Source organism: Thermococcus sp. (assembly GCF_027052235.1).
Classification (GTDB): Archaea; Methanobacteriota_B; Thermococci; order Thermococcales; family Thermococcaceae; genus Thermococcus.
Window position 1 is genome coordinate 2,811 of sequence record NZ_JALUFF010000005.1, and the last position, 3,676, is coordinate 6,486.

Here is a 3,676-nt window from a genome sequence, read left to right on the forward strand (position 1 = left end):
AAGCTTGTTTCCGAGGCCGATGACGTATGGACCGTGTGATGCTCGATTCGAACGTTATACTAGAGCATCTCTTCGGCGAACACAGCATCTCAAGGCTCCTCGCCCTTACCGAACCCCACTATAACGATATTGTTTATTCCGAAGTTCTCTACTTGCTTATCAGGAACGAAACCGGTGAAAGGCCTTTTACACTCTCTGGAGCTTTGACACCAGCTCTCCGGCTGTTCAAAGTTCTGAACTACTCTCCCACAACCAAGCACACATTATGGGAAGCCGAAAGACTAATCCAACGCTACGGCCTACTTCCCGGTGATGCTATAATACTGGCTAATTGTATGGAAACTGGATTAGACGCGCTCTTAACGTGGGATTCAGACCTCCTTAAGTGGGGGAATAAAGTCTCGAAGTGCAGAATAACCACGCCAGAAGAATATCTCGGTGGGGAATAAGCCCTCCTTTCATTTTTATACCACTGGAGCGTAGTTAGAAGTGGGTAGGGGTGAAAAGGAATGGTGCCGTTCCCAGATGAGTATGGTGCAAAAGAGACAAGGCGCTCTAGCGCGCGCGGCAGGGGTGCTTGAGTACTGCTGTCCAGACTGGCACGGGCTAGTGATGCCGCCTTTGCGCGAGGATGCCAAAAGGGACAGAGAACTGTGGGAGACAGTGTACTGGCCAGACCCGAATAGCGCAGAGAACAACGAAGAGAGGTGGAAGGTAGCCGCGCTGAGGGTGATGATGGCAACGCTCCTCGCAAAGAAGTATGGTCTTGACAAGGGCCTAACTCATTCTGCAATAACATCTTCCCTTAGGCACACATTCAGGAAAACACCACACTGGGACCGCCTAATATACGGGAAAATGGATGAAGTGGATCTGAAGAAGGCGCTGGAGGGCGCGGAAAGATACATGCGCAAATGGCCACAATACTTCCCTCCTGAAGCGATAGAGGATTACAAGAAGCTCTTTCCCGTGGCGCTGGAGGCGGCGAAGGCAGTCGGGAAGATGATGCATAACTGGGCAAGAGACATATCTCGTCAAAAGTACAATATGGCGAGCTATGAAGAGCCAGATACTGTGTGGTATGGGCTAGAGATGCTAAAAGCGGCTGCGGAGGGCAAAGGGCCGACTCCGCACCAGTACCTTCCCAATTACCTGACGAAGGAAGAGATAGAGAAGATACACGTGGCGCAAAGGGTGCTGGCAGAGCTCCTGGGATTGCACTCAAGGGTGATGTTCGAGAAGGGACGGAAGAGCGGAGTGGATATGTTCCTGGATGAGAAGAGAATGGAAGGGCTGGAGCAGGAGGTCCAGAGGATACTGCGAGGGGAGCACCTGAAGGAGATTCTGGGGGAGAAAGATAGGGAAACACACAGTACAGAAGAGGAAATAGATGAATCTGAACAAGATGAAGTAATACGATTAATGGAGGAAATAATGAAAACTAGAGGTATAGACGACCCAATTGCAGCACACTTCGCGGCAGTGAGAGAGCTGTACATGAGGAAAAAACAAAAAGAGGGCAAGAGCAAAACAGAACACTAAGCCTATATTAGCCGCCATTTAGCTAATTCCGTCTTTATATTCAAGGCGCTGCCCCTTGCAAACATAAGCTAGTGTTCTCTCATTTCCCAGATAATCGAAACGCGATTATATCTAATCGCGCTTATACACCGTAAAGCCTCACGTACGGATCGCCCTCGAACTCCGGAAACGGCCTTTCTTCCCCGTTTTCAATTAAGAGCCTGTCATCCTCCTCCGTGAAGTCGCCCAGCTCGAACGCCATAATCCCGTTTTTATGTAATTCTGCAATTAGCGAACTAGATTTTTCAGGATGGGTTATCGCTATCAGCGTTCCGGTGGAGGAGACGCTCCACGGTTCGAGACCGTAGAAGTCGAGGACCTTCCCCACGAGGGGGTCTAGGTAAAGCTTTTCCGCGCAAACCCGGAACCCAACGCCGGAGTTGTCGGCTATCTCGTGGAGGGCAGTTAAGCCGCCTTCGGTCGCGTCGTGCATGCCCCTGACGAAGGGTTTTGCCGCTAAAGCGTCTGGAACGACCGTTTCGAAGCGGTAGAGCTTCTTCAACCTTTCTATTTCCTGGAAGGACAGGAACTTCTTCAGCTCCTTCTCCCTGAAATAGGCCGCCGAAACCGCGAACTCGAGGGCTACTTTGCCGGTGACGACGATCTTATCACCCGGTCTGGCCACAGGTATCTTCAGCTCATCCTTTCTCACAAGCCCCATTGCAGTAGTGGTTGCGATAGGCTCGCTGACGGAGGGGTAAAGGCCGGTATGGCCGCCGATTATCGAGCTTCCATAGAATTTGCATTCGTCGTTCAGGGCTTTCATAGCATCCTCTAAGAACCTCTTTGAGGCTCCAAGAGGAAAGAGAAGGTCAACGACGAGCCACCTCGGCCTTGCTCCGAAAACAGCCACATCGCTCGCGGCGAAGTGGTAGGTGAAGAAGCCGAATGTCTCGGCCGGAACGCCGAGCGTTGGGTCCGTAGCGACGATTAGGTAGTGCTCATCGTCGTATTCGAGGACGGCCGAATCAAATCCCTCCCTCGGCCCGTAGACAACCTTAGCGTCTTCAACGCCGAGGTTTGGAAAGACCACCTCCCTCAAAACGTCGTTCCTCAGCTTTCCGGGTGGCAACTTCATCCTACCACTTCCAGACCGCTATGGTCACGTTGTCCCTCGTCACTTCCAATGCCCTCTCCAGCAGTTTAAACGCTATCTGACGGGCGCTTCCGGCCTTTGAAAGCTCCTCTATCTCGCCCCAGCGGACGTAGTCGTGCAGGCCGTCGGTGCTCATTACGAAGACGTCTCCGGGTCTCGCCGGCCAGCGGTAGAGGTCGACGCGGAGCGGGTTTCTCCCGCCTATTGCACTCGTTATGTAGTTCGATGCAGGATGCCCGAAGGGCTCTTCCTCTGTTATCCGGCCCTCCTCGATGAGCCTCTGCACGAGGGAGTGGTCGATGGTCCTTGCAACGGTCATGCCCTCCCGTATCAACGCGGCCCTGCTGTCGCCGGTGTTGGCTATGAAAACCCCGTTGCCCCTGATTATGGCAGAGATCAGCGTCGTTCCCATCCCTTTCCTCTCTCCAACGGCGTGCTCGACAACCTTCGAGTGGGCAAGCTCGTGGGAGAGCCTCAGCAGGAACTTCAGGTTCAGCCAGTCCATCCCGGTTTCGTAGTTCTCCAGGATAAATGCGGAGGCGGTCTCGGTGGCCATCCGCGAAGCCACCTCGCCGGCTGCGTGCCCGCCCATGCCGTCGGCGACCGCTATATAATATGCATCCCTGAGCTTGAGGAACGCGTAGTCGTCCTCGTTATTCATCCTGGCCCCGATGTGGGTTAGAACGCAAAAGTTCGGTGTGCAGGTGGCTTTCATGCTCTCACCACTCAATGATACGAGACCCTCATTTAAACCTTTCAACCACCCTCTCAACCTCGCGAAGCGTTTCATCGTCGCAGTCCCAGCACATTATCTCGAAGCTCGGCACCCTAACGCTCACGCGGACCTTTCTCCTCCTCGCTATCCTGCTGACCTCGTAGTTCACCCTGTGGGCAAGCTCCATGAGTTCGGGCGTCACAATCTCCTCGCGGTCGATGTACTGGAGAGGGCAGCCCTCGCGCCACTGCCTCCTCCTCGCGTGCTCGTACATGCGGTAGGGC

General features: G+C 53.7%; 4 protein-coding genes and 1 pseudogene. 2 read left to right on the forward strand and 3 right to left on the reverse strand.

What is annotated here, in order from left to right; all coding sequences use genetic code 11:
- The first annotated feature begins 38 nt into the window (after window positions 1–38).
- Window positions 39–449, forward strand: a complete 411-nt coding sequence (locus MVC73_RS00255) for a PIN domain-containing protein (protein ID WP_297505980.1) — start codon at window positions 39–41, stop codon at window positions 447–449.
- A 124-nt stretch (window positions 450–573) separates the two neighbouring features.
- Entirely contained in the window at window positions 574–1,542 is a 969-nt protein-coding gene (locus MVC73_RS00260) for a hypothetical protein (protein WP_297505981.1), read from the forward strand.
- A gap of 121 nt (window positions 1,543–1,663) precedes the next feature.
- On the opposite strand, the gene MVC73_RS00265 is transcribed toward MVC73_RS00260, so the two are convergent.
- The 3 genes and pseudogenes from MVC73_RS00265 to MVC73_RS00275 all read right to left on the reverse strand — a co-directional run.
- The gene (locus MVC73_RS00265; RefSeq protein WP_297505982.1) at window positions 1,664–2,659 is read right to left on the reverse strand and encodes an AIR synthase family protein; all 996 of its coding nucleotides are present in this window, start codon (window positions 2,657–2,659) and stop codon (window positions 1,664–1,666) included.
- 1 nt (window position 2,660) lies between these two features.
- A complete protein-coding gene (locus MVC73_RS00270; protein ID WP_297505983.1) occupies window positions 2,661–3,392 on the reverse strand; it encodes a protein phosphatase 2C domain-containing protein in 732 nt (243 codons plus the stop codon).
- 28 nt (window positions 3,393–3,420) lie between these two features.
- Window positions 3,421–3,676, reverse strand: a pseudogene (locus MVC73_RS00275) (ATP pyrophosphatase); the annotation flags it as partial.